19 protein-coding genes and 2 rRNA genes are annotated in these 25035 nt (G+C 37.7%); 7 read left to right on the forward strand and 14 right to left on the reverse strand.

All coding sequences use genetic code 11. The features are described 5' to 3' along the window. The first annotated feature begins 67 nt into the window (after nt 1-67). The 3 genes from JHT90_RS02675 to JHT90_RS02685 all read left to right on the forward strand — a co-directional run bounded on the left by JHT90_RS02675 (nt 68) and on the right by JHT90_RS02685 (nt 3714). A 23S ribosomal RNA gene (locus JHT90_RS02675) occupies nt 68-2965 on the forward strand. Nucleotides 2966-3152: 187 nt separating this feature from the next. Further along, nucleotides 3153-3268: ribosomal RNA gene (rrf, locus tag JHT90_RS02680) — 5S ribosomal RNA — on the forward strand. Between the two features lie 116 nt (nt 3269-3384). Next, a complete protein-coding gene (locus JHT90_RS02685; RefSeq protein WP_201093784.1) occupies nt 3385-3714 on the forward strand; it encodes a hypothetical protein in 330 nt (109 codons plus the stop codon). A 195-nt stretch (nt 3715-3909) separates the two neighbouring features. Here the strand turns inward: JHT90_RS02685 and JHT90_RS02690 are convergent, their stop codons facing one another. The 8 genes from JHT90_RS02690 to JHT90_RS02725 form a co-directional block, all read right to left on the reverse strand. Further along, complete coding sequence (locus JHT90_RS02690) at nt 3910-4707, reverse strand: AraC family transcriptional regulator (protein ID WP_201093785.1); 798 nt, start codon at nt 4705-4707, stop codon at nt 3910-3912. Between the two features lie 12 nt (nt 4708-4719). Then, entirely contained in the window at nt 4720-5316 is a 597-nt protein-coding gene (locus JHT90_RS02695) for a LysE family translocator (protein ID WP_201093792.1), read from the reverse strand. Nucleotides 5317-5454: 138 nt separating this feature from the next. Further along, a complete protein-coding gene (locus JHT90_RS02700; RefSeq protein ID WP_201093794.1) occupies nt 5455-6183 on the reverse strand; it encodes an amino acid ABC transporter ATP-binding protein in 729 nt (242 codons plus the stop codon). After that, nucleotides 6180-6872 carry an ABC transporter permease subunit gene (locus JHT90_RS02705; protein ID WP_201093796.1) on the reverse strand — a complete coding sequence of 231 codons (693 nt, stop codon included), beginning with the start codon at nt 6870-6872 and terminating at the stop codon, nt 6180-6182. The genes JHT90_RS02700 and JHT90_RS02705 overlap by 4 nt, the downstream gene beginning before the upstream one ends. Next, the gene (locus tag JHT90_RS02710) at nt 6872-7615 is read right to left on the reverse strand and encodes an amino acid ABC transporter permease (RefSeq protein WP_201093798.1); all 744 of its coding nucleotides are present in this window, start codon (nt 7613-7615) and stop codon (nt 6872-6874) included. The genes JHT90_RS02705 and JHT90_RS02710 overlap by 1 nt, the downstream gene beginning before the upstream one ends. Before the next feature lie 63 nt (nt 7616-7678). After that, complete coding sequence (locus JHT90_RS02715; RefSeq protein WP_201093800.1) at nt 7679-8575, reverse strand: glutamate/aspartate ABC transporter substrate-binding protein; 897 nt, start codon at nt 8573-8575, stop codon at nt 7679-7681. Nucleotides 8576-8805: 230 nt separating this feature from the next. Next, complete coding sequence (locus JHT90_RS02720) at nt 8806-10809, reverse strand: TonB-dependent copper receptor (RefSeq protein WP_201093809.1); 2004 nt, start codon at nt 10807-10809, stop codon at nt 8806-8808. Between the two features lie 111 nt (nt 10810-10920). Further along, complete coding sequence (locus JHT90_RS02725) at nt 10921-11319, reverse strand: DUF2946 domain-containing protein (protein ID WP_201093811.1); 399 nt, start codon at nt 11317-11319, stop codon at nt 10921-10923. A 354-nt stretch (nt 11320-11673) separates the two neighbouring features. Here JHT90_RS02725 and leuA point away from each other — a divergent pair, with 354 nt between their 5' ends. After that, nucleotides 11674-13344: a 2-isopropylmalate synthase gene (leuA, locus tag JHT90_RS02730; protein WP_201093813.1), complete on the forward strand. Its 1671-nt coding sequence runs from the start codon at nt 11674-11676 to the stop codon at nt 13342-13344. 32 nt (nt 13345-13376) lie between these two features. Here leuA and JHT90_RS02735 read toward each other — a convergent pair whose 3' ends face one another. From JHT90_RS02735 to JHT90_RS02745, 3 genes are all read right to left on the reverse strand, one after another. Next, nucleotides 13377-13853, reverse strand: coding sequence for a hypothetical protein (locus JHT90_RS02735; protein WP_201093815.1), 477 nt, complete (start codon nt 13851-13853; stop codon nt 13377-13379). 91 nt (nt 13854-13944) lie between these two features. Continuing rightward, nucleotides 13945-14394, reverse strand: a complete 450-nt coding sequence (locus tag JHT90_RS02740; RefSeq protein ID WP_379971880.1) for a GNAT family N-acetyltransferase — start codon at nt 14392-14394, stop codon at nt 13945-13947. 82 nt (nt 14395-14476) lie between these two features. Next, nucleotides 14477-15364 (reverse strand): SMP-30/gluconolactonase/LRE family protein, encoded by an 888-nt coding sequence (locus tag JHT90_RS02745; RefSeq protein WP_201093819.1) that lies wholly within the window; start codon nt 15362-15364, stop codon nt 14477-14479. A gap of 261 nt (nt 15365-15625) precedes the next feature. Here JHT90_RS02745 and JHT90_RS02750 point away from each other — a divergent pair, with 261 nt between their 5' ends. Both JHT90_RS02750 and JHT90_RS02755 read left to right on the forward strand, forming a co-directional pair. Continuing rightward, the gene (locus JHT90_RS02750) at nt 15626-16525 is read left to right on the forward strand and encodes an SDR family oxidoreductase (RefSeq protein WP_330893047.1); all 900 of its coding nucleotides are present in this window, start codon (nt 15626-15628) and stop codon (nt 16523-16525) included. Between the two features lie 149 nt (nt 16526-16674). Then, nucleotides 16675-18048 (forward strand): amino acid permease, encoded by a 1374-nt coding sequence (locus JHT90_RS02755; RefSeq protein ID WP_201093820.1) that lies wholly within the window; start codon nt 16675-16677, stop codon nt 18046-18048. A 34-nt stretch (nt 18049-18082) separates the two neighbouring features. On the opposite strand, the gene recD is transcribed toward JHT90_RS02755, so the two are convergent. From recD to JHT90_RS02770, 3 genes are all read right to left on the reverse strand, one after another. Further along, nucleotides 18083-20116: an exodeoxyribonuclease V subunit alpha gene (gene recD / locus JHT90_RS02760; RefSeq protein WP_201093822.1), complete on the reverse strand. Its 2034-nt coding sequence runs from the start codon at nt 20114-20116 to the stop codon at nt 18083-18085. Further along, nucleotides 20113-23766: an exodeoxyribonuclease V subunit beta gene (gene recB, locus JHT90_RS02765; RefSeq protein ID WP_201093824.1), complete on the reverse strand. Its 3654-nt coding sequence runs from the start codon at nt 23764-23766 to the stop codon at nt 20113-20115. Before recB ends, recD begins: the two co-directional genes overlap by 4 nt. A 96-nt stretch (nt 23767-23862) precedes the next feature. Continuing rightward, nucleotides 23863-24171 carry an antibiotic biosynthesis monooxygenase family protein gene (locus tag JHT90_RS02770; protein WP_201093826.1) on the reverse strand — a complete coding sequence of 103 codons (309 nt, stop codon included), beginning with the start codon at nt 24169-24171 and terminating at the stop codon, nt 23863-23865. 250 nt (nt 24172-24421) lie between these two features. On the opposite strand from JHT90_RS02770, the gene JHT90_RS02775 reads away from it, so the two are divergent. Continuing rightward, nucleotides 24422-25000 (forward strand): HutD/Ves family protein, encoded by a 579-nt coding sequence (locus JHT90_RS02775; protein WP_201093828.1) that lies wholly within the window; start codon nt 24422-24424, stop codon nt 24998-25000. Nucleotides 25001-25035 lie beyond the last annotated feature (35 nt).

A 25035-nucleotide genomic window follows, 5' to 3' on the forward strand; every position in this document is an offset into this window, starting at 1 on the left:
TTCGGCGAAACAAATGTCGATTCTTTGGTTGTGTAGCATTAGATTACTAGATAATTTAGGGTTATATAGTCAAGTGAATAAGCGCATACGGTGGATGCCTTGGCAGTCAGAGGCGAAGAAAGACGTGATACCTGCGAAAAGTTACGGGGAGCTGGGTACAAAGCATTGATCCGTAAATGTCTGAATGGGGAAACCCAACTGAGAGAACCTCAGTTATCCAGTACTGAATACATAGGTACTGAGAAGCGAACCAGGGAACTGAAACATCTAAGTACCCTGAGGAAAAGAAATCAACCGAGATACCCCAAGTAGTGGCGAGCGAACGGGGTGCAGCCAGTGTTCAGAAGCATGAGTATTAGTGGAATGGCGTGGGAAAGCCAACCATAGAGAGTGATAGTCTCGTACACGAAAATGCACATGTGGATCTAAGTACACAAAAAGTAGGTCGGGGCACGAGAAACCTTGACTGAAGACGGGGGACCATCCTCCAAGGCTAAATACTACTGACTGACCGATAGTGAACCAGTACCGTGAGGGAAAGGCGAAAAGAACCCCGAGTAGGGGAGTGAAATAGAACCTGAAACCGTATGCGTACAAGCAGTGGGAGCGGACTTGTTCCGTGACTGCGTACCTTTGTATAATGGGTCAGCGACTTATATACAGTAGCAAGCTTAACCGAATAGGGAGGCGTAGCGAAAGCGAGTCTTAATAGGGCGCCTAGTTGCTGTGTATAGACCCGAAACCAAGCGATCTATCCATGGGCAGGTTGAAGGTTAGGTAACACTGACTGGAGGACCGAACCGACTACCGTTGAAAAGTTAGCGGATGACCTGTGGATCGGAGTGAAAGGCTAATCAAGCTTGGAGATAGCTGGTTCTCCTCGAAAGCTATTTAGGTAGCGCCTCATGTATAACTTCTGGGGGTAGAGCACTGTTTCGGCTAGGGGTCATCCCGACTTACCAACCCGATGCAAACTCCGAATACCAGAAAGTTTTAGCATGGGAGACACACGGCGGGTGCTAACGTCCGTCGTGAAAAGGGAAACAACCCAGACCGTCAGCTAAGGTCCCAAAATTTTGGTTAAGTGGGAAACGATGTGGGAAGGCATAGACAGCTAGGAGGTTGGCTTAGAAGCAGCCATCCTTTAAAGAAAGCGTAATAGCTCACTAGTCGAGTCGGCCTGCGCGGAAGATGTAACGGGGCTCAAACCAAATACCGAAGCTACGGGTTCATCTTATGATGAGCGGTAGAGGAGCGTTGTGTACGCCTGTGAAGGTCAATTGAGAAGTTGGCTGGAGGTATCACAAGTGCGAATGCTGACATGAGTAACGACAATGGGTGTGAAAAACATCCACGCCGAAAGACCAAGGTTTCCTGCGATACGTTAATCGAAGCAGGGTTAGTCGGCCCCTAAGGCGAGGCTGAAAAGCGTAGTCGATGGGAAATAGGTTAATATTCCTATACTTCTAATAACAGTGATGGAGGGACGGAGTAGGCTAAATCAGAGTGGCGTTGGTTGTCCACTTGAAAGGCTGTAGGTAGATCTCTTAGGCAAATCCGGGAGATTATTACTGAGAACTGATGACGATTCATTTATTTTAAATGGAGAGTGATTGATGCCATGCTTCCAAGAAAAGCTTCTAAACTTATGTTATTAGGAACCGTACCCCAAACCGACACAGGTGGTCAGGTAGAGAATACCAAGGCGCTTGAGAGAACTCGGGTGAAGGAACTAGGCAAAATGGCACCGTAACTTCGGGAGAAGGTGCGCTGGTGGTAGGTGAAGTTCCTTGCGAATGGAGCTGAAGCCAGTCGAAGATACCAGGCCGCTGCAACTGTTTATTAAAAACACAGCACTCTGCAAACACGAAAGTGGACGTATAGGGTGTGACGCCTGCCCGGTGCCGGAAGGTTAATTGATGGGGTTAGCTTAGGCGAAGCTCTTGATCGAAGCCCCGGTAAACGGCGGCCGTAACTATAACGGTCCTAAGGTAGCGAAATTCCTTGTCGGGTAAGTTCCGACCTGCACGAATGGCGTAATGATGGCGGCGCTGTCTCCACCCGAGACTCAGTGAAATTGAAATCGCTGTGAAGATGCAGTGTATCCGCGGCTAGACGGAAAGACCCCATGAACCTTTACTGTAGCTTTGCACTGGACTTTGAACCTGTTTGTGTAGGATAGGTGGGAGGCTTAGAAGCTTAGACGCTAGTTTAAGTGGAGCCGACCTTGAAATACCACCCTGACATGTTTGAGGTTCTAACTCTGGCCCGTAATCCGGGTTGAGGACAGTGTATGGTGGGCAGTTTGACTGGGGCGGTCTCCTCCTAAAGAGTAACGGAGGAGTACGAAGGTGCGCTCGGCGTGGTCGGAAATCACGCTAAGAGTATAAAGGCAAAAGCGCGCTTGACTGCGAGACAGACAAGTCGAGCAGGTACGAAAGTAGGTCTTAGTGATCCGGTGGTTCTGTATGGAAGGGCCATCGCTCAACGGATAAAAGGTACTCCGGGGATAACAGGCTGATACCGCCCAAGAGTTCATATCGACGGCGGTGTTTGGCACCTCGATGTCGGCTCATCACATCCTAGGGCTGAAGCCGGTCCCAAGGGTATGGCTGTTCGCCATTTAAAGTGGTACGCGAGCTGGGTTTAGAACGTCGTGAGACAGTTCGGTCCCTATCTGCCGTGGACGTTTGAGATTTGAGAGGGGCTGCTCCTAGTACGAGAGGACCGGAGTGGACGAACCTCTGGTGTTCCGGTTGTCACGCCAGTGGCATTGCCGGGTAGCTATGTTCGGAAGAGATAACCGCTGAAAGCATCTAAGCGGGAAACTTGCCTCAAGATGAGATCTCACTGGGGATTTAATCCCCTAAAGGGCCGTTGAAGACTACAACGTTGATAGGTTGGGTGTGTAAGCGTAGTGATACGTTGAGCTAACCAATACTAATTGCCCGAGAGGCTTGACTATATAACCCCAAGTTATTTGGTTAAGAATCGAAGAAAGACATAAAGTAAAAGTTGAAAATGAGCAAATGAGTTCGTTTGCCGAAGCTAAGAGTAGACACAAACGTTAATTAATCAAATACTTTGCAACAAGCATATCTAATTTAGGTGATGAGTATAAATAACCAAACTACTTACACCATAAAGAATTGCTTGAGGAAAATAGAGCGTTGGAACCACCTGAATCCTTCTCGAACTCAGTAGTGAAACGACGTATCGCCAATGGTAGTGTGGGGTCTCCCCATGTGAGAGTAGGTCATCCTCAAGCTCCTAAATCAAAGCCCCCTGATCTTATAAAGATAGGGGGCTTTTTATATTCTATTACAATTAATTTGCTAATATATTATATTTTTCATCAAAATTATTAAAGATTAGGTAAATAATATGGTATATGAATTATTGATTAGTATTGTATTGAGTATAATTACAGGGATATACACAGGATTGGTGATTACTAGGTATACAAAATTTCAATATGCAAAAGATGAAGCATTAAGAAATATTAGGATGATTAGTTGGTATACAAATGAAGATGGCAGTTTAATATTTCAAAGGGTAATAGACCCATACATCCTTACTTTAATAACTGGTGAATTGTTACAAAGTGGTCATAAAAACTCAGTGATCGAATTAGCTTCAATTAACCAACAGATAATTAAATACATGAATATAAAAAATAATAATGAAATGGTTGAAAAATTTGAAGGTATTTAAATAAAAATAAAAGGTTTAAAGCCAAATATGTTTAGAATAATTAGTCTATGTCCTAGATTGTAATTGGGAATATTTGCTATAACTTTTAAAGAAAATTTAATATCTTTTATATGCTACTTGATTATTTCAAGCAGATTTTAAGTATAAATAATTTTATTTAATTTTTATAATTACTTTCTTTTTTGATTTAGTTTTCTATTTATGAATAATTTTCAGCCATTGTGCTGGGGATAAGCCAAAGGTTTTTTTAAAGTGGCGTATCATATGGCTTTGGTCAAAGAAACCTGCATGGATTGCGCTATTTGTAAAACTTTCGCCTTTTATAAGTAGTGATTTGGTAAATTCTAAGCGTCTCATCGTAATATAGCGATGGGGACTTGTTCCAAAAAGTAAGCGAAAGTCTCGAGAGAGACTCCATTTGTCTTTATTTACTTGTTGAGCTATTTCATCTAGTGTTAGTGGATTGGTCATATTATCGGCCATATATTCTTTGGCGAGTAGTGCACTTTTATAGTCAATAATTTTGTTGGAAGTGTGGAATTTACTAGATGATTTATCAAGCATATTGGCTAAATCATACAGTGCGTCTTGAATTGCTAAATCTTCTTGAAGATTTATGGCTTTAATAAGGTTGTAAATAGCCATAAATAGTTGAGGATTTTTTGATATTCCTTCCTTAATAAAAGGTAAAGGTTTGCCTTTTAATATTTGTTGTATTTGTTCTGGTTTAATATAGAGCATATGGTATTGAAAACCGAGTTCAGTACCAGCAAAACCGTCATGTATTTCATCAGGGTGTAGGATCATAGCATGACCAGGCAGGCTATGTTTGGTAGAACCTCTATAATGAAAACTTTGTACTCCTGATAATGTAATACCAATCGCATAGGTATCGTGCCTATGGGGGCTATAGCCACCAGTGGCGAAGAAAGCTTCTATATATTCTATATTGTGACTGGTATTAGGTCTTTTTATCCATGTTTGTTTTTTCATTTGTTAAAGTTCCTAATTGACAATATATTTGTAAAAGTCATAGAACATAAATATACCTGATATAAATAATAGTATACCCATCATTTTATTAAATAAACTGAAGTAATGATGATTGGTTATTTTATTTTTAATAATGCTGCCTATTATTGAATAAGCTAAAGGTGCTCCACCCCCAAAGAGGGAAATGCATAAGGATACGATTAGAATTTTTATACCTATAATATTGGATGTTGGAAACATGATGGTTGTGATAGGGATAACAGCTGTTATATTTTTGGGGTTTAGAAATTGCATTATTAAACCACTCCAAAAATTTAACTTAATCGTTAAGTTACTTTTATCAAAGGAAATGGTGTTTTTTAATATTTTGATTGATAAGTAGAGGATATAACAACTGCCTATTAAAGAAATATAGGGAAGTAATTTTGGAGTAATAAATAGTTCGCCTAAATAGCCTAAAATAATAAATGTTATAAACATGGCTATACTAACCCCTAAGCAGAATTTTATAGATTGTTTGGTGTAGTTATTTAAGCCAGCTATTAAACTGGTAATATTTACTGGGCCTGGGGTATAGGTGATAGCAAACGCGTATATGAAAATTTCCATTATAAACCTTATTTTTTATTGCTTGTTATTTGTAAGTTTATAAAGGTTAAGTGTTTTTGTATTGTACGTTTGTGATTTATATGGAGTTAATGAGTTGTCCTTCAAGTAGTAAGTTACCTTGAAGGACAATATAGTTATTTAATGGCAAAGAATATTTTCAAGAAATTGTTTTGCTCTATTGGTTGAGGGGGTATTAAAAAATTGTTCTTTGGGGCTGTCTTCTAAAATTTGTCCTTGATCCATAAAGATAACTCGATTGGCTACTTTTTTAGCGAAGCCCATTTCATGGGTTACTACTAACATGGTCATACCTTCTTTGGCTAGTTCAACCATTACATCAAGTACTTCATTAATCATTTCTGGATCTAAGGCGGAAGTAGGTTCATCAAATAGCATGCAGATAGGATCCATACATAAAGCTCTGGCAATGGCTACCCGTTGCTGTTGACCACCTGATAGTTGGCTTGGGTGTTTGTGAGCATGATCTTTTAGGCCTACCCGTGTAAGTAGAGTGTTTGCTTTGTTGACTGCTTGTTGTTTGGTACGGTTGAGTATTTTTATTTGTGGGGTGATAAGATTATCAATAATGGTCATATGGGGAAATAGTTCAAAGTGTTGGAATACCATACCAACTTTGGAGCGAAGTTTGGGTAGGTTGGTTTGTGGATCATTAACTTTAATATTATCGATGATTATTTCACCTGATTGTATTTCTTCTAAGGCATTAATCGTTTTTATAAAGGTTGATTTACCTGAGCCAGAAGGGCCACAAATAACGACTACTTCACCTTTTTTAACATCTGTTGAGCAGTCTTTAAGTACGTGGAAACTGCCATAGTATTTATTTATTTTGTTAACGGTTATCATGAAAGTCTCACTTTTCTACTTAGGCGTCTTACTAGTTTTGACGCAATAAAACAAATAATAAAATATACAAAACCTGCAAATAGAATTAATTCTACTAATCTACCATCACGATCTCCCACTTTGTAGGCGGTGCTAAAGAAGTCGGATAAGCCAATGACATATACCAGTGAGGTATCTTGGAAAAGAATAATTGCTTGGGTTAGTAGGATTGGGATCATTTTGCGAAAAGCTTGGGGTAATACAACTATTCGCATGGTTTGTAGTTTGGTAAAGCCTAGCGCATAGCTAGCATTGATTTGACCTTTAGAGATACTTTGAATACCTGAGCGTATAATTTCTGAGTAGAAAGCGGCTTCAAATAGGGTAAAACCGATTAGTGCAGAAAGAAAGCGGATATCTAATGTAGGGTCATCTAGTAGGTTTCGTAGTAATCCTGGAACAATCAGGTAGAACCAGAGTAGTACCATGATTAGGGGAATAGAGCGAAACAGGTTTACGTAACTTTTGGCGAGTAATGCTATGCTTTTTCCTAGAAAGGTTTTGCTGTCATTTAGGCGAGCTAAGGCTAATAGTGTGCCTAAAATAATACCTGCAACAATAGCTACAGCTGTAATTTCTAGGGTGGTTATCATTCCTTTTAATAATAGATGGCGCGCATCGTATATTACATTCCAATCAAACTCGTACATTATTTGTCTCCTGTTATATAACCAGGTATTTGTAATTTTTTCTCTAGCTTATGCATTAGTAACATAACGATAATGTTGACGAGCATGTATAGGGCTGTAATTACTATAAAGGCTTCATAGGGTTGTGCAGTGTAATCAACTAGTTGTTGAGCTTGTCGAGATAGTTCGATAAAGCCAATGGTAGTGGCTACAGAGGAGTTTTTAAAAATATTTAGAAACTCTGAGGTCAGGGCTGGCATAATAATTCGAATAGCTTGGGGGATTCGAACGGTGAAATATATTTGTAAAGTGGTAAACCCTAAGGCTAAACCTGCCGCTGTTTGTCCATCTGGTACAGCTTGAATACCTGTTCTTACTTGTTCTGCGATACGTGCAGAGGTAAATAGTCCTAGGCATATCCAAGCAGTTAGAAACTGGGAATAAAGAGGCGGCATTTGAAACAGAGCATCTCTGGCTGTTTGAGGTAAAAATTCAGGTATAACAAAAAACCAGATAAATAATTGCACCAAAAGAGGGATATCTCTAAATAGTTCAATATAGCCGCTAGCAATGCTTGAGATAATAGGATTTTTGACAGTGCGTAAGGTACCTATGATACCGCCCATTATTAGTGCAAGTATCCATGCTGTAATAGAAAGTACGATGGTTCCAATTAAGCCTGCAATAATCCAATCAATATAGGTAGCATCGCCTGAAGGGACGCTTTGGAAGAACACACTCCAATTCCAACTATAATTAGTCATGATTAATTCTCTTATAATAATTATGTTAGGCTTAGTAGTGTTACTAAGCCTATTTAATTTTTGTTATTCGAAAGGTTTATCGTTGGGTGCTTTGAAGAGAGCCTGCATTTTTTCTGAGAGTGGAAATTCAAGATTTAAGTTTTTAGGTGGAATAGGTTTATTAAACCATTTATCATAAATAGTATTAATTTCTCCTGAGGTCATCAGTTTTGCGATGGTTTCATCTGCGATAGCTTTGAACTCTGGATCGTCTTTACGTACGATGCAACCATAAGCTTCATAGGACTGTGGTTTTCCAACTACTACCCAATCTTCTGGGTTTCTAGCTTTAGCTCTTTCACCGAATAATAATGCATCATCCATCATAAAGGCTACTGCTCTTCCAGACTGTAACATAAGGAATGCTTCACCATGATCTTTGGCACTAATTATGTTCATATTCATGTCTTTATCATTATCCATTTTTTGCAGAATACGCTCTGAAGTTGTGCCTGCGGTAGTAACAACATTTTTACCTGCTAGGTCAGGAAAGTCTTTAATACCTGAGTTGTTTTTAGTCATTAAACGTGTACCAATAATAAAGATAGTATTAGAGAAGCCTACTTGTTGAGCACGTTCTTTATTATGGGTAGTTGAACCACATTCGATATCAATTGAACCATTTTGGAGCAAAGTAATACGGTTTGCAGAGGTTACAGGCAACATTTTTGTTTTTAGGTCTGGCAGGTTAAGTTTAGCTTTAATAGCATTAACTATTTTCATTTCAATTTCTTGTGAATAGCCAATTACATTTTGATTATTGTCATAATACGAGAAAGGAACAGAAGATTCGCGATGGCCTAGTAATATTGTGTTAGTTTCTTTAATTTTATTGAGTGTAGCAGAGTCAGCTAAGGCTACGGAAGATAAGCCTAATGCAGAGATCGTTAGTACAGCAAGGGAAGTTTTTAGTAAACGCATAAAAGCACCTTTTTATATTTCTAAAATTGAGTCATTATTATTTTAAATAGCAAACTTTGTGCCATTGCGATTACTATAAATGGCTTATAAGAGGGCGGTAAACACGACGAAAGTATAGAAAAATACAGCTATTTTATTATTTGTTAGGTTGGGCCGTAGTCGCGAAACATTTGTAGATTATTTTAAGATAAAAAAGGTTAGTAATATCATTACTAACCTTTAGGTTTGAGTTAGAAGTCGAAACTTAGTTTTGTCCAGACTGTTCGACCTGGTTCGGGTATTTGCTGATCTGCTGTAAAACCAAACATATTGGCGCCACCTCTGTTTAGATGTTCTACATAATAGCGATCAAATAAATTATCTACACCTGCGGTTAATTTTAAGTTTTTATTGATTTGGTAGCCTCCGTTAAAGGAGAAAATACCAAACCCAGAGCTTTTACCAAAGTCTTTACCAATAACATTACCTTGGTTGGTAGCAACACGGCTTTGGGAGTCAACAATACGCATTAATGCATCAGCCGACCACTTATCATATTGGTAGTTAAGTCCTAACCTTACTTCTAAAGGAGGGATTTGTGGAAGGGCGCGGCCATCACTACTATTTTTACCCCATGAATAGGCAAGGCTTGCATCGGTTGTCCAATGATCTGTGAGCTTGTAGGTAGCTCCTAATTCACCACCCATAATGCGAGCATCAACATTGCTTACATTATTAGCAGCACCTTGTTGAGTGAAGATAATATAGTCACCTACCCAGCCTACATAACCAGATGCCCAAGCACTTAGGCGTTCATTGTTGTACTGTAAGCCAAAATCGATTTGAGTTGTTTTCTCAGGAGCTAGCTTTTTAAATGCTGTATTTTTATTGGCACCACTAAATAGCTCCCAATAGTCTGGAAAACGCTGAGTATGACCAATACCAGCATAAAGGGTAGTTGGTGAATCTGCTAAGTCATATTCAAAACGCATAAAACCACTAGGCAAGGTTTTGGTTCTTTCTTTACTTAGTTGTTCCGCTCTGGCTCTATAGTGATCGACTCTCGCACCTGTGATAAATCTACTTTGTTCAGTGGTGTACCAAGTTAGTTCACTAAAAGCACCATAGTTACTAATATAGGCGTTTTTAGTCCAACCATCTGTTGTTAACATCATTTGTCTATTTTTTGATCGATGAGTATCGCGTTTGCCATCTATCCCTGCTTGTAATTTAAAATCGGTCCATTCCCAAGTAGCATTTACTTTACCACCCATAGTGCGACGATCAGGATTAGATTCCATCCAGCTTGAAGGGAGATTCATATGACGTAAACGAAAATTATCCATCACATGATTAATATAGTTGTAATAGATTTGTGCTTCTACCTTATCCAGTACTTCACCTATATTGGACTTTTCAAAACGAGCACCATAGGATTCTCTTAGAAATCTAGAGCCATCCATCGTACGATCTGCATAACGGGCTTCACCGTTGCCACGACCTGCGGTTAGTTCTAATAGAGTATCTTGATCAGGTGTTATGCCTACAGCAATATCGCCATTCCATTTACTCCATTTGGAGTGAATACGATTACCATCACCATCATGGTAGTCACCTGCTTTAGATTGATTACCCGTAAAGCGAAGATAGCCATATTGATTACCGCCAACGGCATCTAGGTTCTTATCGAAGCGCCCATCAGTACCCACCAATATACTACCATTAACATGTCCGCCTAGCTCATGAAAACGATGTGGATCACGTTCGAATAAGATAGTACCAGCAGAACCAGTTGGTCCCCAAATTACGGTTTGTGGGCCTTTAATAAGGGTAATACGATCGTAGGTTTCGGGAGAAATATAAGAGGTAGGGGTATCCATTCGTCCACCACAGCCTCCTAAAATTGTTCCTCCATTGGTTAAGATATTAAGGCGAGAGCCAAACATACCACGAAAAACAGGATCGCCATTAGAACCACCTTTACGCACTACAGAAAAACCGGGAATTGTTTTTAGGTAATCAGCTCCATCACTGGCTGGCACTGGCTGACGAGGTTGTTTAGGATCTGTAACTACAGTGAGTGGGGAAGTTTGAGGCGCAGCAGTTATTACAATGGTATCTAAGGTAATATCTGAATTATTTTTTTGCTTATTTTTATCTGATTCATTTGCATAGGCAGGTTTATAACCTAATCCTACAGATAAAATCGTAATAACACATGCTAGATAAGCATGCTTATTGCGAAACATAGCCATAACACTTTATCCTTCTTAATTTAAAGTAATATCTATCCAGCAAATAACCAATTTTTATCCTTAAACAAAAGGACTACTTACACTGCAAGATAATATGTTTTTATAGATAAGTTATATAAATAAAGAAGGAGGAGCACGGCTCAAAGGGCTATTATACAGGGGTGAGAAGATATCACTGAAAAAATAAGGTGTGATATATTGATGTATAACGGGAGCTTGTAAGGCAACTGTTACATTGGTAGTTAGAACAGGTGTATGGAGTAAATCACAATAACCACACAAGTTCATTTGGTGATGGTTGGTTTGTGACTCTGTTTGGTCTGTGTTGGTAGGGTTATGGTGATTAGAGTGATCCATTGCCTCATGTTGAGACATGGTTGTAGAATGAGAGGCAAAAGAAACCATGGCCAATATTTGCGAGGTAACAGGCCCAATAGTGAGCATTAATACTGCAAATAGACCAAGACAGGTTAGGTAGTGCTGTTTTGCTTTGCGACTAAATAACCGCATAACCCCATTATCCCGATATAATATGTTACATTATAGGTTAATGGCTGCTTTCATCAAGCGACATAATGCAGCAGTTATAAAGTTTATTTTATTGCTACTTAATTGAGTTATCTTTTGTTAAATTGCTTATATATCTATTAAATAAGTTATTCTGCTAAATTTTAAAAGATGTTTGCAATTATATTTTAATTATTTTATGGTATGCGCATGAAAACATATCAAACATTGATACTTTATCGCCAATATTGCTGCCTTAATTTAGTTGCGCAGCGACTTAGTCAGTTCTGCTAAAAATAAAACCAAAACTATTTAAGAACTCACTAATTTGATAAGTATTTTGAAGGAATTTTAATTATGTCTATGCAACAAATACCAGCCCATAAATATCGTGCATTTCCTATGGTGGATATCCCAGATCGTACATGGCCATCAAAAACTATTGATAAAGCGCCTATTTGGAGTAGCTCAGATTTGCGTGATGGTAATCAATCATTGATTGAGCCAATGGATGCTGATAAAAAGATGAAGTTGTTTAAAACTTTAGTGGGTGTTGGTCTTAAAGAAATTGAAGTGGCTTTTCCCTCAGCTTCACAAACAGATTATGATTTTGTGCGTGAGTTGATTGAAAATAATCATATTCCTGCTGATGTTTATATTCAAGTATTAACTCAAGCACGTGAGGAGTTGATTCGTCGTACGTTTGAATCATTACGTGGGGTGAAAAAAGCGATTGTACACTTTTATGTGGCTGTTTCTCCTTCATTCCGTCGTATTGTTTTTAAACAAGATAAAGAATCTATTATTCAAACAGCAGTTAACTCTGCAAAATTATTTAATGAGTTGGCAGCGCAGCAACCAGAAACTGAGTGGGTATTTGAGTTTTCACCAGAAACATTCAGTATGGCGGAGTTACCCTTTTCTGTAGAAATTTGTAATGCTGTGTTGGATGTTTGGCAACCAACTCCTGAGAAAAAAGTCATTTTGAATTTGCCTGCTACTGTAGAAAGCTCTATGCCTAATGTGTATGCGGATCAAATAGAATGGTTCTGTCGTCATGTTAATCATCGTGACAGTGTATTAGTGAGTGTGCATTGCCATAATGACCGTGGTACAGGAATTGCAGCCACAGAATTAGGTTTGTTAGCTGGCGCTGACCGTGTTGAAGGCTGTTTATTTGGTAATGGTGAGCGTACAGGTAATGTGGATATTGTTACCTTGGCGTTAAATATGTATACACAAGGTGTTGATCCTAAATTAGACTTTTCTGATATTGATGCTGTACGTAAAGTGGTTGAAGAATGTAATCAAATGACAGTACATCCTCGTCATCCTTATGTGGGTGATTTAGTACATACTGCATTCTCTGGTTCACACCAAGATGCTATCCGTAAAGGATTTGCTGCTCAAACTGAGGATATATATTGGGAAGTACCTTATTTACCGATTGATCCAAGTGATATTGGTCGTAGCTATGACGCAGTTATTCGGGTAAATAGCCAATCAGGTAAAGGTGGTATTACTTACTTATTGGAACAAGAATATGGTATTAGCTTACCACGTCGTATGCAGATTGAGTTTAGCCAAGTAGTACAGAAAGAAACTGATCGTTTAGGGTTAGAAATGACGGCTAAACAGATTTATGACTTATTAAATACTGAGTATTTACAAGCTCATCAACCGTTTCAATTAATAAAGCATCGCTTACAAGAAGAGAATGATATTAGTACGGTTGATTTAGAAGTTAATGTTGGCGGTAAAGTTGAACATTGGCAAGGTTCTGGTAAAGGTCCATTAGAAGCAGTGGTTTCAGCCTTACCCGTTAAAGTAGAAATCATGGATTATAATGAGCATGCTATAGGTGCAGGTAGTACAGCTAATGCAGCAGCTTATATTGAAATTCGTATGGAAGGACAACGCCCATTACATGGTATTGGCATTAATGAAAATATCACTACTGCTAGTTTTCATGCGTTATTTAGTGCAGTAAATCGCGCTATGCAAATAGCTAATGGAAAAGCGGCATAACAGTTATTTAATAGGCAAGGCTAATCCCTTGCCTATTGTTTATTAGTTTCTTCTTTTACCTTTCTTTGTTCTTCATTAATATATTTCATCACATCGCCAATGGGGTTGGATGATTTATTTAATCCTTTAACACAACAGTATATTTTTTTACCGTAAATAGAGTTAGTTTTTAATTCAATTATGGCATCATATACGCTAACTCTTGTTAAAGCTGGAGTGCCAGAGGAAAATAAGCCAACTTCATGTATATTTCTTATATTTGTTATAGGCGTAGTAATTTCACCCTTTTTACCTATGATTATTAGGTTGCCATTTTCAATATATATTTCTTTAATTCTAGAGTAACTAAATAATAAGTAACTACAGATAAAAATATGAATTATAACAGCAGTAATTATATCTATATCACCATCATAGTAAAAAAGTAAAGGAAGAGCAAAACAAGCACAAATCATTATCAATTTATGATGAAGATATTCTTTTTTAGTTAGAAAGTAGCTTCCATCCATATTTATAGCCTTCTTGTTATATATTTATTATTGTACCAGCATATTTTATGATTATTTTTGAATAACAGGGCAGTTATTTTTTAGTTTCAGACTAACTTTTTAAAACCATTTTTATATGAGGTATTCCATCCTCATCATAAACATCTCCCTCAGCTATAAAACCAAAAGAGCTATAAAATTTTTGTAGGTGGGCTTGTGCTGATAAGTAGATAGCTAAATCCTTTGCCCAATGTTTTTTGCAGCTATTGATGGCTTGTTCTAATAATTTATAACCAATACCAGAGCCTCTGGCATTGGGTACTGTGATAACTCGACCTATTGATAAGTAATTATGATGATTTAGAATACGAGCATAGGCACATAATTGATTATCTTGCCAAGCCATAATATGCCGATTTTCAGCCATTAAATCTTGGCCATCAATATCTGGATATACACAATTCTGTTCTACAATAAATACTTCATTACGCAGTTTTAAGATCTGATAGAGTTGTTCACAAGTAAGTTGGCTATGGTGTAAGTCTTGCCAGTTCATTCTAATGCTCGTTATATTAACTAAATTTGATTAGTTAATATAACGTAGCATATTTTTATTTTCTAATATTTTTTGAATTAGCTATTTATTAACCTTTGAAGAGAGGTTCTTTATTGCCAACCACATTAATTTTAGTAGCAAATAAATTTCCTGATTGCGGATTATTATTCAATTGTTTGGCTGTCAGATCTTCTCGTGAAGAGGTTATAAATAGTGTCTTTAATTCATCACCACCAAACGCTACCATCGTAGGCCATTTCACAGGTAATTCAATCTGTTCAAGTATTTCACTTTGTGGTGATAGTTTTACGATAAGTCCATCACCAAATTGTGCTGACCAATAGTTACCTTCACTATCAAAAGCAGCACCATCGGGTTGTCCTTGATAATTATTGCGATCAAAGCGATGAAAGATTTCAGGTCCACCTATAATAGTGCCGTTGTCAGGATTAAGCGGCTGACGGTAGATAACATGATTAGGGGTATCTGAATAAAACATCCATTTTTTATCAGGGCTAAAAGCAAGCCCATTAGAGGTAGTTAATCCCTCAACCACAATTGAAAAGTTTAGGTTAGTGTCAACACAACAAAGTTTTGCATGAGGGGCATTATCAGTTTCCCATACTGTACCACACCAGAAACGACCCCAAGGATCAACCCTACCATCATTAAAACGGCTATCTTCAGTATCAGTTGGATTTTCAGCAATTTTTTGGGTCACTTTACCTTCACTATCAAGTAAGAAAATACCTGAACGCATCGCAGCTATAAAACCACCTTTTTCTCTTAAACCAAAACACCCTACATGTTCATGGGTGGGAATAATGGAGTGTTCTTCTGTTTTGGGATCAAAACGGTGGATAGCTTGCGAAAGGATATCCGTAAAATAGAGTACTTGCTCGGTAGAAGACCAAGTGGGACACTCACCTAAATGAGCATGAATATCAAGAATACTTTTTACAGTTTTAGTAGACATAACGATCACTTCATTAGCAATTTAATAATAACCAGTTTAATACGTTTATGGCTTACATAATCACTTCTAATACTAATTTATTAACCAACAAAATCTTATTGTTAGCCTATTTTGTTGGTTGTTATTTTTTGTAAAGGTTTACTGATGTAAGTGACCAAAGGTCGTATAGGTCGACATAAAATTTAGATGTTAAGTTAAAAATCTAACTATAGCTAAAGGTTACAGAATTCTTTTTTATTTTTAGATATTTGGAGTGTCATCATGTCAGATAAAGATATTTACAAAATGCAAGATCCAACTAAACAGTTTTTTACAGGTGAAATGCCACAACAGGAACAGCAAGAACCAGGTCTGCAAGCTAAAATGCAACCCATTCCAGATTGTGGTGAAAAAACCTATAAAGGACATAATCGTTTAGTAGGTCGTAAGGCATTAGTAACAGGTAGTGATTCAGGTATTGGTAGAGCAGCAGCAATTGCATATGCCCGTGAAGGTGCTGATGTTGCGCTTAACTATTTACCTAGCGAACAAAGCGATGCTGAAGAAGTGGCGAAATTAATAGAAGCGGAAGGTCGCAAAGCGGTTTTAATTCCTGGTGATTTAACTGATGAAGCCTTTAACAAACAAATGGTTGATAAAGCCAGACAAGAGTTAGGTGGACTCGATATTTTAGCATTGGTTGCAGGTAAACAACAGGCAGTGGAAGATATTATGGATCTTTCCACTGAGCAGCTCCGTGAAACTTATGAAACTAATGTATTCTCAATGTTTTGGACGGTGAAAGCTGCATTGCCTCACCTACCAAAAGGAGCAACTATTATCACTACATCTTCAATTGAAGCTTATCAGCCTGATTTATTTTTATTGGATTATGCATCCACTAAAGCAGCTATTTTAAACTTTACCAGAGGCTTAGCTAAACAGCTTGCTCCTAAAGGGATTCGTGTTAATAGTGTAGCACCTGGCCCAATTTGGACAGCTTTACAAATAGCAGGCGGACAGCTACAAGAAAATATTCCAGAGTTTGGTAAATCTACCCCAATTGGCCGTGCAGGGCAACCAGTGGAATTGGCAGGTGTTTATGTATTTTTAGCGTCCCAAGAATCTAGCTATGTTACTGCTGAGGTTTATGGCATAACAGGGGGTACTCACTTAGGTTGATCTGCTTAATATCAATTAAAACATACAGTTTAAGGGAGCATTAGCTCCCTTAAATTTATTTAGTATTCATAAACTATATCAAGAGAATTGGTTAGATAAATGATATTATAACGCGCTTAATTATTAGCGACTGTTTTAGGATAATATGAATGTCTAACCAATCCACCCAGTTAGCACGTGGCTTAACAGCTCGTCATATTTTATTTATTGCGCTCGGTTCTGCCATTGGTACGGGTTTGTTCTATGGCTCTGCCAAAGCTATTCAAATGGCTGGCCCTGCTGTCTTATTAGCTTATTTTATTGGTGGCGCTGCTGTTTTTATCATGATGCGAGCGTTAGGAGAAATGGCTGTACGTGACCCAGTTTCAGGTTCCTTTAGTCATTATGCCACTAAATACCTAGGCCCTATGGCTGGGTTTATAACAGGTTGGACCTATACCTTTGAAATGATAGTCGTCTGTATTGCGGATGTGACTGCTTTTGGTATTTATATGAAGTTATGGTTCCCCCATGTGGATCAATGGATATGGGCATTAGCTATTATTCTAGTTATTGGCGGTATAAATTTATTTCATGTAAAAGCTTTTGGTGAAATGGAATTTTGGCTTTGCTTAATTAAAGTGCTAGCCATTATTGCGATGATTGTAGGTGGTGGTATTTTATTATTAGTAGGCACTAATTTTGGTTATCCAATAGGCGTTAGTAACTTATGGGAGCATGGTGGCTTTATGCCTAATGGTCTTGAAGGTGTTATTGCTTCTCTAGCTATTGTTATGTTTGCTTTTGGTGGAGTAGAAGTTATAGGTGTAACTTCTAGCGAAGCAGATAACCCAGAAAAATCTATTCCTAAAGCCATTAATGCAGTTCCTTTTAGAATTTTATTTTTCTATGTATTTACGCTATTTATTTTAATGTCGCTGTTTCCTTGGAATGAAATAGGTTTGTCAGGTAGTCCGTTTGTGACTATTTTTGAAAAGTTAGGTATTCCTTATGCACCGCATATTTTGAATGTAGTAGTTATTGTGGCGGCTGTTTCAGCGATTAATAGTGATATTTTTGGTGCAGGTCGTGTCATGTATGGTATGGCACAAAATAAACAAGCACCTAGTGCCTTTTTACGTATTAATAAACATGGTGTGCCTTGGGTAACTGCTATTGTTTTATCTATTACTTTAGGTATTGGGGTTTATCTAAACTATCTAATTCCTAAAAGTGTTTTTGTATTAATCGCTTCAATTGCTACTTTTGCTACGGTATGGGTATGGCTGATGATTTTATGTTCTCATCTAATGATGCGTCGTAAAATGACTAAGCAAGAAGTAGCTGAACTGAAATTTCCAATACCTTTCTGGCCCATCGCTCCTATTTTAACAACGCTATTTATGGTGTTTGTAGTGGTGTTATTAGGTTTCTTTAAAGAGACAAGAGTTGCTTTATATGTAGGTATTATTTGGGTTGTATTACTTGTTATTGCATATTATCTTTTTGTGAAGTCTAAACATGTCTCTGCAATAAAATCATAATTTAAAAAAGCCAATTATCTAATTGGCTTTTTTATTAAAATTTTAGACCACTTAATCGCACAGTTAGTCTTTTAATGGTTTCATCAAAAATACGCTGTTCGCTTTCAATTAGTGTAAATTTATGGCGAGCGCGGGTGATGGCAGTATAAAGTAGTTCGCGGCTTAAAACGGGGTTAAGATGATCGGGTAGTATTAGTGCGGTATGAGAAAACTCTGAGCCTTGTGATTTATGCACAGTCATGGCAAAAACTGTTTCCGCTGAACTTAAACGGCTAGGTAATACTTCTCGCAAATTTTGAGTTCCGTCGTTGTAGGGAAATACTACTTTTAATACCGTTTGTTCAGGTGCATTTTCTATAGGAAAAGCGAGAGTAATACCAATATCACCATTCATTAAACCTAGCGCATAGTCATTGTGTGTCATCAGCACCGGGCGACCTTCATACCAGCCTTCAAAATGAGAAATATAGCTATAGCGATACAGTATATAAGCAATGGTATTATTTAATTGATTAATACCCCATTGTCCTTCGCGTAATACGGCTAGTAATTGAAATTGATTAAAGGCAGTTAATACTTGATTAGCCCATTTTTTCCATGCAGGATCATAGACTGGAATATTAGCATCAGGTCGTTGCTTTTTTAAAACGGTTAAATAATGACTATAACCATCCTGCACGTCGCTCCCTGTTAAAATAAATTTTTCAAAGTTAGGGTCTTTGGGTTGGTTAATAGTTAAATGCCCCAGATCAGGGAGAGTTTGTGTTAATAGTTGACGGGCTTGTTTAATATTACCTGCATTTACCCATTTTGCTAGTTGACCAATTCCACTATCACTAGCAAAGCGTCGCGAGTGGCGTAACATAACGGTTTGTTGTGCTAATGGATTTTGCTCATTACTACCTAGCTGTAAATGTACATTATTTAATTGTTCACCTGTTATTGCAGTTAACCAGTTAACTGTTTGTGGGTTATATAAACCTAGTTCTGCATTTCGGCATAAATCACCTAATACTGCCCCTGCTTCTACAGAGGCTAATTGGTCTTTGTCACCTAATAAAATTAATCGTGCATGGCTAGGTAGTGCTTCTAATAGATGGGCAAAAAGCTCTAAATCGATCATGGAGGCTTCATCAATAATAAGAATATCTAAAGCCAATGGATTGGTTTTATTATGTATAAAATGGCGTGTATCGGGGCGACTGCCTAGCAAACGATGTAAGGTACTTACAGTAACTGGAATATAGTTTCTTACATCATCATCAATCGTTAATGAAGCAACTTGTTTCCCAATAGATTCTGTTAGGCGTGCGGCTGCCTTGCCTGTGGGCGCAGCTAGTTGAATATTTAGCGGTTTACCTGCTTTCACCGCAGGAGTTTGTAATAATGCTAATAGGCGAATAACAGTGGTTGTTTTACCTGTGCCTGGCCCGCCAGTAATAATACTAAAAGCGGTTCGCGTAGCAATAGCACAAGCTATTTTTTGCCAATCTGGTGATTCGTTATTATCTTTGAACAGTTCATTTAATCTAGTGGATAAATCATCAGGTATGTCTAGTTGGGTATTTAAACGTTGCTTAATATGGCTGCTTAGCAATTTCTCATAGTACCAGTAGCGCCACAAGTACAACCTACCTTCTTGCCAAACCATAGGGGTTTGGCTTTCACCTTGTGAAGTTAAATCACTGTTGATAATGGCTTGTTGCCAATCAGTAAGATTAAGTTGTGCTAATAACTGAACTGGATACCAAGGTTGTTGTTGATAGCTATAACTTAAGGATAAAGACAGTTCAGGATGTTGTAGGGTTAGTGCTAAATCTAAACATACATGACCATGACTTAATTGATAACTGGTTAATGCTGCGGCTAATAATACACTAGGTTCAGTATTTGGCGATTGTTCTGCTAAGAAAGCTGCAAAAGCATGATCTAATGGGCGAAGCCAACCTGCTGTTACCCATAGCTGTAGCACTATCAGCATATCTGTAGTAGAGGTTAATGGCCGTAAAGTTAGCCATTGTTCAGTTTGTTCAAGCTGTTGTTGGCTAATCGGCAGCAAGGGGTTCATGCTCGCTCCTTAGCATTATTGCTAAATAGATTATCTAGTTTATCAATCAGTTCAAAAGGCACACGTTCATAAAATATACCACCTGTTTCACTTTGATAACCACGTAAAAATAAATAGAGTACGCCGCCTGTATGTTGTTCATAATTATAATCAGCTAAACGAGCCTTAAGCTGACGGTGTAGGGCTAATTGATAAAGTACCAGTTGTAAATCATAACGGTGGCTAAGCATGGCCTCATTCATCGCTGATTGTGTGTAGGCTTGGTTATTTTCTCCTAGCCAATTAGATTTGTAGTCAGCAATATAGTAACGATTATCTTGTGCAAATGTTAAATCAATAAAGCCTTTAAACATGCCATTAAGCATACCTTTTTCTAAAGGTGGGCGAATTTGATTAGGTAAAATATAGCTTTTTACTAAGGTATCTAATTGTTCAAGATTAAGCCAATGGCTAGCGAACATAAACTCCATTTCTGAAAGATAGTGAGTAATCTCAAGCAGACAACTGGTTCTATTAAATAACGGTAGTTGTTGTCTAATAAAACCTTGTAACCAGTCCTGTAATATATCAATCCAGTGTTCCCAACCGCGAATATTACAACGTCTTGCAATAAAGTCTCTGCTTTCGGCTGGGTTGTTTGCCACTTCAGTAAAGCCTCTATTAGCAGCCCAATCCAGTATGCTATGGAGAAAAGAACCTGCTAATGCGCCTCTAGGAAATCCATGAATATCATGGCTAATGGGTACATTGCTTAAGAAGCTACTGGTGTCGTCATCAAATAGATTTTGATTAGCGGCTGTTTCTGGGATAGCTAGCGACTCTATTGACGCTTGTTCTATAGTGGCTGAAGCTAAACGTAATGAGCTATAAGAGGAGATCCACCAAAAGCGAGGAATATTTCTGGCCATTTCTCGCGCTTGAGGTTTTATAACGGTTAGCTGTTGTTCATTAAAGCGTTGTGGGTTACTTTCTGGTAATAGTTGTACTTGTATACTTGGGCAATCTTCTGCAAATTTTTCTAAGCAGCTTTGTACATGACCAGACTCGGTGAAAGGTAAGCCATTATTTAATAAGTAGCCAATAGCAGAAAGGTGTAATACAGAAGCTTTATTGTTGCCATATTTTAAATCAGCAATACCGAGCCAACAGTTATATTTAGCGCGTGTTAGTGCTACATATAATAAACGTAAATCTTCGGCTAAACGTTCTTTATCTGCTTGATTAATAATTTTGGTATTTCTATGTAAGGAAAGTTGTAAATTACCTTGTTCATCGTGATAGCGAATAGGTAAAAAATTTCCATTTACTGCTTTAAATGAACAAATAAAGGGTAAAAATACTAATGGGTATTCTAAACCTTTGGATTTATGAATTGTAATGACTTTAACAAGCTGTTCATCACTTTCAAGACGCACTATATATTCATCACTTTGTTTTTTGTTTTCAGTAAGACGTTCAGCTAAATAACGAATCAATGCTTGCTCGCCATCTAACTCAGTAGCGGCTTGTTGTAATAGTTCGGCGAGGTGTAATAAGTTGGTGAGCTTTCTTTCGCCTTCTTGGTAATTACTTAATAACCGTTGTGGTAGTTTAAAGTCTTGCAAGAAGCGACGTAACATGGGGAGTACCCCTTGCGTGTTCCACAATTCTTTATAGAAACGAAATTGTAAAATACGTTGTTCCCAAATATTTTCATTTTGATTGTAGCTGTCTAATTCTTGTAAGGTTAGATCAAGGGTTGCAGTTGCTAAAGCGGCTCTCAATAGGGGCTCATTTTCTGGTTGACCACAGGCCTCTAACCAGCGTAATAAATCTTGTGCTTCTAGTGTGTCTAATACAGAATCTTTGTCAGATAAATAAACACTTCGCACATTACGAGCAGCTAGTGCATCACGTATTGCTTTTGCTTCTTTACCACTACGAACTAATATAGCAATATCAGAAGGGCGCAGTGGTAATAAATAACCTTGTTGTTGAAAGCCTGCTTTATTTTGTTGACCTAGATTTAATAAACGGACAATTTCACTGGCACAACTTGCAGCAAAATGATTGTAATATTCTGTTATGCTAATAGGTGCATCGCTAGGTTGATACCAAAAGTTTAAAGCAGCTTGTTGTTGATTATTAATAACGAAAGCGTCTTTTTTGCCTTGTGCTTTAACAGGGTAAAAAGGTAAAGGATTATGCTGTGCTGTTTTAAAGTGAAAAGCACCTGTAGCGTTGTGCTGTTCCGCATAATCAAATAAACAATTAGTGGCAGTTACCATCGCTTGACTAGAGCGGTAGTTAGTATCTAATTGGTGTAAACGTTTTTCAATATGTTGGCGAGCTTGCAAATAAGTATATATGTCAGCTCCACGGAAAGCATAAATAGCCTGCTTGGGGTCACCAATTAAAAATAGCCCTACATCTTCTTCTTGTTCTAAATAAACTTTAGACAGAATACGATATTGGATAGGGTCTGTATCTTGAAATTCGTCAACCATTGCTACAGGAAACTGTTGTCGAATAAGTTTAGCTAATCGGTTGCCTGAAGGTCGTTGTAATGCATCATCTAAGCGAGTTAATAAATCATCAAAACCAATTTCAGCACGGCGTACTTTCTCTTGTTCAAAACGTTGTTTCACCCATTGTACGGCATGAGTTAACACAGCTAAGGTTGGATTAGGCAGATTATTTAATGCGATGACTAATTCAGGCATTGCTTCTAAAGCAGGGTGATTGGGAGGTGAGCCTTGTTTCCAAATTTCAGCAAAACCTTCTGTGGATAGCCGTTCAAATCCTACACCCAGATCAAGTTCTATTTGTTGTTGATCTGTTGCCCATTGTTTAAGCTTATTACACCAACCGTCATAAAAACGTTTTTGTAATTTACGTCCATCTACTTGTTTTTTTGCAATGGCTTCATCACAAATCAATCGAAGTTGTTCTGCCCACTCAGCCCAAGGTTGTTTTAATTCAATAATTTTTTGCTGACGTAAATTAAGTTGTTGTTCTAATAGTTCAGCAGGTGGCATTGTCTGTGCTGGTAAGTCTGCTATTAATAAATCAGAGAGTTGATTCTGTAAATTTTTTGGCGTTTGCCAATTTTCTCTTACCCAATCAAAGGCAATGCCTGTTAATGGATAACAAAAGATACGCCAATAATCACGAATAACATTAGCAAGTAATTCACTATGGTCTGGCTCTAAATGCTGGCGGAATAAATTACCACTGTCAAATGCATGCTCTTTAAGCATCCGTTGACACCATGAGTGGATGGTGGATACTGCTGCTTCATCCATCCACTGTGCAGCAATTTCTAATTGCTGGGCACAGGTAGGCCATTCCATTTCTAAATAGTCATTACGTAAACTAATTAGTATTTCATCAGGCTGGGCTAGTTCATCACGAAAGTAACGAGCCGCTTCTGTTAAACGTGTACGAATACGATCACGTAATTCTTGGGTTGCCGCCTCAGTAAAGGTCATGACCAATATTTCAGGCGGCAGTAATGGTCGTCTGAATTTAGTTTTTTCACTGCCATGCCCTAGTACCAACCGTAAGTACAATGTAGAAATGGTAAACGTTTTACCTGTTCCAGCACTGGCCTCGATCAGTTGACTCCCCTGTAAAGGGAAATTTAGGGCAAAGGGTAGTTGATTGGTCATTAGTGATTTATTAATAATCAGGTAAGGTAGTTATTCATTCTACAAAATATTTACTTGTAATGGCTGATTTATTTAATAGCAATCACTAATAAATAGTTATATAACAGCAGTAAAGCATTCTAACTGTGGTGGACCTAAGTAAATTTCACGGGTACTTGGATCGCCAGCATTGGCATGTGCTTTACGAAATGCTTCTGAGTGTGTCCAGTTTTTAAAAGCTTCTTCTGACTGCCACTCTGCATGGGAAGCAAATAATGTGTAACCATCTTGAGTAGAACCTTGTAAAAGATTAAATTTAATAAATCCAGGTACTTCTTTTAAATGGCTATCACGATTTTGCCAAATATTAATAAAGCGTTGCTCTTCACCTTGCTTAATTTTAAAACGATTCATAGCAATGTACATAATGGTGGCCCCTTTTATTTTTAAAAAATATTGATTATTTTATTTAGCAGGAAAAATTAGAAAATAATTGATAACTTGAATTTTATCAAAATATTGTTTGTGTAAACATATAATAATTGTCAACTGATATTATTACTTAAGAAAATGTTAATAAAGAGTTAGTATAATTAGCCTGTAAACCATGTAAGTATTTAAAAAAGAGCTGAGATTATTGGCTTTATTTAATAAATAAAACAGAGAATAGAAAACAATGGGAACAATCAAAAAATTAAAAGATTATCAACAAATGGATTGGCCATGTACTTCTGGTATCAGTACAGAAATTGCTAGAAATGAAGATTCTCCCAGTAAAGAGGTTTTTGATTGGCGTTTAGCAATGGAAGATGTACAAGGCGGCACGTTATCACCCTTTAATGGCTTTATCAGAATATTTTCTGTGTTAGAGGGTGCGGCTGCTAATGTAGTAATTAATGGCCAGTATGAAAATACTTTAAAGACTTATGATCTAGTGCGTTTAGAAGCGGGTAGTGTCACGAATGTAAATTTACTTGCAGGCCCAGTAAAAGATTTAAGCCTTCTGTATAACAATGAGCTTTATACTGGGGCTTACCAATGGTGTCAGGTTGGTAATGAACCTCAAACGTTCAACTCTATGGCCGACACAGTGTTAGTTTTTTCAGCAGCTCCACAAGTAACGGTTATAACAGGTGGCTCTGCGCAAACGTTAAGTCGTTATGATACATTAATCACATCAGGTGGACAGGATATTAGTGTATCAGGTTCATCATCAGCAGATTATGCTTGTATAGTAGAGTTATTAAGACATTAATTTAAGTTAAATACACCTAATTATAGAGAAAATAG

The organism is Entomomonas asaccharolytica (genome assembly GCF_016653615.1).
In the GTDB taxonomy this organism is placed as follows: domain Bacteria; phylum Pseudomonadota; class Gammaproteobacteria; order Pseudomonadales; family Pseudomonadaceae; genus Entomomonas; species Entomomonas asaccharolytica.